We start from the raw sequence: 5454 nt of genomic DNA on the forward strand, positions 1-5454 counted from the left end.
CCAGTCCCTTACCTCTACGAGTGATTCAGAAATCAAATCGGATTGCTATATTTTGAAGCTATTAGCAATTTGTTGATGATATTAGCTAGCGTTTATGCACAACTCAGCACACATTCACTTGAGATAAATCAGCAAATTCAATCCGGGAATTGTACGAGAAAGAGTCCACAAAACTAAGGTAATGTAAAGTAAACCCAGGCTCCATTCATACCAAGCAAGTGTAGCAATAATGCTCGGTAAGTGTTCATCTCGCATCCGAATGTCGTTAAATCCTAATCTAACTAAGTTATTGAGGCTAAAGTCGTAATAGTTAAGCCAGTTCCAGCGACGGTTCCATAATAGAGGCATATATCGTTCGCGGAATACTTGAAATCGGGGGATGACTGGTAAACGTCCAATGAGTAATCGTAGCTGCCGCATTGTGCCGTCTTCTGCGAAGTAGGAAACTTCCATCAAGTCGTGATAACGACCTTGTTGGTAAAGTCGCAATAATAAAACTGCTGATAGGGGAAAGATAATAATTAAAAGACACCCTAATGTCAGCCAAGGTTGTTCAGCATTGCGAAAGATAGCTAATAAACTCAAGCTTGCCAAGCAGCTAAAACTAGCCAGCATGGAAATGGTTTCGTAGTATGTGGGAATAATCGGTACAGGACGCAGGCGGCGATAGCGATCAACTAGCCAAAATAATAAGCCGAAAAACGCGATCGCAACTCCCCCGACACCAAACACTAGCCAAAAATTTGTACCATACCCACTCAATAACAGCAGCATACTCAGTATCAACCAACTCCAAGCTTGCAGTAACCACCCACCAAATGAAAGGGGTTCGCTAACAATTAAGCGATCGCGCAATTGGTTATAGGTTTCTAAATCAATGTCTGGTAAAGTCAGTAACTCGCTAGTGTTGCGAAATATTTTAACTTGACGGCGATGAGCGATCGCTTTCGCCTGTGTTGGGGAAAAGCCTAGTTGATTTAAACTTGCTATGGAAGCACTATTAATATTTGTGGTTAACAAACGACGGCTTAACTCTATTAATCGCAATCGCTGTTTTGTGTACTCCAGTTGATTAGCATCGGCAATTTGCTGCTGCTGACGGAAATTCTGTCCTAAATTACGCAAGACATTTTGATTACCTTGTAACGTAGGTACGCAAAACATCTTACCAATCTGCCCAGGATTTCCTAAAATTTTCGCTTGATTAGAGTTAAAATTTAGACTTGGTACATTTAAAAAAGCTTCTTTAGCAAACTTCGTATCGCTGAAATCTGCTAAGTTGAAAATGCCAGCACCCCGCAAATTTACAGGTTGATCAAATTGTGCTTCTCGAAAATTTACAGCTTGGTCAAAAGTCGTTTCTGTCAAAAAAAGAAATTGGTCGAAGTTTGCTTTAGTAAATTGTGCTTGATTGGCAAAATGTACATCGGAAAAATCAGCATTTCCTTGCCACTGCACATTACTAAATTTAGCTAACTGTTTAAAACTTGCTTGATTGAAGTTGGCAGTATCTGTAAATATACTATTTTGCAATTCAGCAGTTTCCTGAAATTGGGTCTGCTTAAAGTTAGCTTTATTAAAAAAAATACTTCCCTGGAAATTGCTCACTTGACGGAAAGTAGCCCCAGTGAAACTGACAGCACGACTGAAGCGAGATTCAGTCCAGTTAGTAGGTTGAATAAAGGTTGCGCCTTGGGCATCTACAGACTGAAGAAAAAATGTATTAGGAAACGATACTTCTCCATTAAAGCGAGTTTGTACCAGCGTCAAAGAACCACGAAACACAGCGATTTCGCTAGATACATTTGACTGAGTTCCTAGAAGCGATCGGCAATCTTTGGAGTTGGGTAAAGCTATTACAAGAGACTGCAAACAAACGAGGCGTAAACGTTCTAGTTGTTCTTGTTCGGTTGGGGTAAAAATGGGGGCGATCGCTTGGGCGTAGAGAGGAGTTCTTAAACCCAATTCACTACCTACAAAATCTCCTTGAATTAAAGAATAGCTAAGGTCTAAACCCAAAGGTTTTGCACCAGTTTTTTGTAGTTCTTTGCGTAGCAATTGGTAAAAAGTATCGCGGAAGCTAGCATTCTCTTGACGTAAATCGATCACCATCTGCCGCAAATCAATTGTCAAATTGCCTTCACGTAACGTCGGTGTACGTAGTCGTTCTTGCAAAAGTTCCAGAGTTAAAGGTGTGCGTTCTGTTTGCGTTTGTACTGCCAAAGCTGGTAGAGGAAACAAAAACAGCAACAACGCTAATAACGCACACAAACTCATTAACAGTCTAGCTGTTTTGAGCCAGCCCGCGTCGGCGGACTTTGTTTGGATAGCTGCGAATTCTACTGGCCAGGCCAAAAACAATTTATGCAAACTGCTTTTCTATTATTCATTGCTAATGAGCAGAACAATTTTACCTGTGATAGACCCACTTTCAAGTAACTGATGTGCTTTTGCAGCTTCTTGTAAAGGAAACTTGTGGCTGACGTGGATTTTTAACTGTCCTTGATCAATCAAAATAGCAGACTGTTCAAGAATTTCTGCGTGGTGCTGAAGTCCCTCCACTAATTCCTGTAACATCGGTGTCAACATCAATTCCAAACCGATGCGGAGATTGCGGTTCCTCGCAACTTTCCAAACAGTATTGGCATTGGGTTCGAGAATCGTCACAATATCGCCATATACCCGCACTGCTGGGAATGTTTTATGAAAAGTCTCTCCGCCTACAGTGTCAAACGCCAAGTCTACACCTTCACCACCAGTCCAATCTAAAGCTGCTTGTACAAAGTCAGTTTGCTTGTAAAAAATTACCTCATCAGCACCCAGTTGTTTAACGAATTTTGCCTTATCTTCAGAACTAACGGTGGTGGCGACATTAGCACCTTTGAGTTTTGCTAGTTGAATTGCTACATGACCAACACCACCTGCACCTGCATGAATCAAAACTTTTTCCCCTGGTTGCAGTCGTCCTCGTTCATATAAAGCTTCCCAAGCGGTGATTAGTACTAAGGGCGCTGCTGCGGCTTCAACAAAGGATATGGAAGTAGGTTTACGTGCTACAAATCGTTCGTCAACAACAGTATATTCAGCATAATTTCCTTGGTGTGCGCCCAAGCCGCCATAACAAAAATACACTGCATCACCTGGGCGAAAGCGCTGCACGCCAGCACCTACCGCTTCAACTATACCTGCACCATCACATCCTAAAATGGCAGGCATGTGTTCGGGGTAGAAAGTACCCCGTTGGCGAAGTTTTGTGTCTATCGGGTTAAGACCAGCTGCTACTAAGCGTACTAAAAGTTCAGTATTTCCTACAGGAACAACAGGGTTTGTAATTTCCTGTACTTGCAACACTTCAGGGTTCCCTGCTGCTGTCATTAAGACTGCTTTCATAACTCTTTCTCCTAACTCAAGCTAGATGCACGCTCATTTGCAACTTTAGCGCATTGACAACCGCAAAAAAGCCAGGAGTAAAGGAATAGGGAAACAAGCTATAGCTTGCTCATTCAACTGGAAAATATCGCCAACTCTAGATTACTACCGACCCATGATTGATTGAATTTGCTGTCTACTCTGTAATGGTGCTTCTGGACTTCGGCTGAGTGCAGCGACTGTTACACCTAAAGCCGAAAGCGCGACTATACAAATCCCTGTTAGCCATTTGACTTGGTGACGCAAATACTTAATCTCCTGGCTCATATTTTCTACTTGTAACGAGGAATAGGCTTGTATTTCTGAAGTTTCAATAGCTATTTTTTTAGGTATATCTGTCGGATCTTCAAACGCAACCTGGACTTGTAGCCAGTTAGCAATTAATTGAGGACAGTTTTTTTGAAACCAATACCATGCAATAATTCTAAATACAGGCTTAGACATCTGAGCAATTAATTTCATCGTTCGGTTTAAAGGCCGGAAACGAAGTTTTTTGTTGATTAGATTGACCGAGCCAATATCATAGAGACAATCAATAATAAGCTTAATAGTTGCTTCTTCACTATTAGCTAAATTTAGTAGTAAAAGCTTAACATCTTTCATTCGCTCTGCCATGAGGCGCTGTTGAGCCAATTTTTCTGATGCTACTACTGGTTTAGGCAGAGAATTTCGTGTAACTATTGCCATACTTATGTGTTAAAAATTACGATATTTTAAATACGGAAGTTTTGATAGATATTTTATCTTGATTGTCCATCTGCCTTAAGGTGTAATTAGTTAAATCTCCAAGAATAAATTAAGATTTTTTAAACGACTAACTAAATTGGCTTTTGTAAACTGCAAATACATAAATTAATTTGATACTGCTATTAAGACTTTGATTTCAAGCTATTTAGCAAGAATAGCAATTATCCATAAATAATTACTTCATAAATGGACTACGAGCGATAAGTACACTAATATGCAAACTGTACTGCTATTACTCAGAACTATTCAAGATGCTAAAGGTAAGGTTATGTTAATCAGAACAATAATTAAGTATCGATAGCAGACTAATACTTTTGATAGAAGTGTTTTTAATCCTATGATAGACGCTTAGGAAAACAACAGAAGTTATTCTTAATCAAAGTTACCCCGACTGATGTAATCCGTCGTGGGGGTTTTTACGAGGTTATCGACATAGCAACTCTCTGATGCTGTAGCTATAAGTAAGTCACCAGGCTCATACGAAAACCAAAGCTTTTCTTTAAAAGATTAAGATACTTATGAATCTAGCGAGAATTCACTTGTTATTTAAGTTTCGCTGAAAACAGCCCAGGCTTTCTCTTAATCTCATCTATATCCGATTTTTTCAGAGCTTCCATCATTAGTTGATAGAGCCTTCAATCTGTCTTGTTTAAGGAGGCTGAATTTAGTAGCAGATTGAATCCGGCAAAAGCTTTATCGGCAATCAACGACAGAAATCTAGACCACATAAGGAACCATAACCATGAGGCCTTTGAATTTATCCAAATCTGTTTTGGCTGGTGTATTTGCCCTCAGTTTTGCTGCTGTACCCTTAGCTATGTCTGTTTCTGCCCAAACCGGTTCCTCTGGTAGTGGCACTGGCACTACAGGTACTGGTACAGGTACAAGCACTGGCACTACAGGTACGACAGGTACGACAGGTACGACAGGTACAACAGGTACGACAGGTACAACAGGTACAACAGGTACGACAGGTACAACAGGTACAAGCACTGGCAGTTTTGGTACAGGTACCACAGGTACAGGTACTGGTACGACAGGTACAGGTACAGGTACAGGGACTGGCACTACAGGTACAACAGGTACTGGTACGACAGGTACAGGGACTGGTACCACAGGTACAACAGGGACTGGCACTACAGGTACAGGCAGCTTTGGTACTGGTACGACAGGTACAGGTACTGGCACCACAGGTACGACAGGTACCACAGGTACAACAGGCACAGGTACCACAGGTACAACAGGCACAGGTACCACAGGTACAACAGGCACAGGTAC

At 41.1% G+C, this 5454-nt stretch carries 4 protein-coding genes; 1 reads left to right on the forward strand and 3 read right to left on the reverse strand.

What is annotated here, in order from left to right; genetic code table 11:
- Window positions 1-114 precede the first annotated feature (114 nt).
- The 3 genes from AC5JL8_RS18055 to AC5JL8_RS18065 form a co-directional block, all read right to left on the reverse strand.
- Window positions 115-2277, reverse strand: a complete 2163-nt coding sequence (locus AC5JL8_RS18055) for a pentapeptide repeat-containing protein (RefSeq protein WP_495881150.1) — start codon at window positions 2275-2277, stop codon at window positions 115-117.
- Between the two features lie 105 nt (window positions 2278-2382).
- Window positions 2383-3390 (reverse strand): zinc-dependent alcohol dehydrogenase family protein, encoded by a 1008-nt coding sequence (locus tag AC5JL8_RS18060; RefSeq protein ID WP_495881070.1) that lies wholly within the window; start codon window positions 3388-3390, stop codon window positions 2383-2385.
- A 144-nt stretch (window positions 3391-3534) separates the two neighbouring features.
- Window positions 3535-4116, reverse strand: coding sequence for a hypothetical protein (locus tag AC5JL8_RS18065; protein ID WP_495881071.1), 582 nt, complete (start codon window positions 4114-4116; stop codon window positions 3535-3537).
- A gap of 802 nt (window positions 4117-4918) precedes the next feature.
- Between AC5JL8_RS18065 and AC5JL8_RS18070 the strand changes: the two genes are divergently transcribed.
- A partial coding sequence (locus tag AC5JL8_RS18070) for a hypothetical protein (protein WP_495881072.1) occupies window positions 4919-5454 on the forward strand: 536 nt, incomplete at its 3' end.

This window comes from Mojavia sp. (assembly GCF_059505145.1).

What these genes read in the sequence shown, in the direction of transcription:
- AC5JL8_RS18065 (WP_495881071.1), bottom strand. Translation starts at nt 4,116, where the DNA reads ATGGCAATAGTTACACGAAATTCTCTGCCTAAACCAGTAGTAGCATCA.
- AC5JL8_RS18055 (WP_495881150.1), bottom strand. Translation starts at nt 2,277, where the DNA reads ATGAGTTTGTGTGCGTTATTAGCGTTGTTGCTGTTTTTGTTTCCTCTA.
- AC5JL8_RS18060 (WP_495881070.1), bottom strand. Translation starts at nt 3,390, where the DNA reads ATGAAAGCAGTCTTAATGACAGCAGCAGGGAACCCTGAAGTGTTGCAA.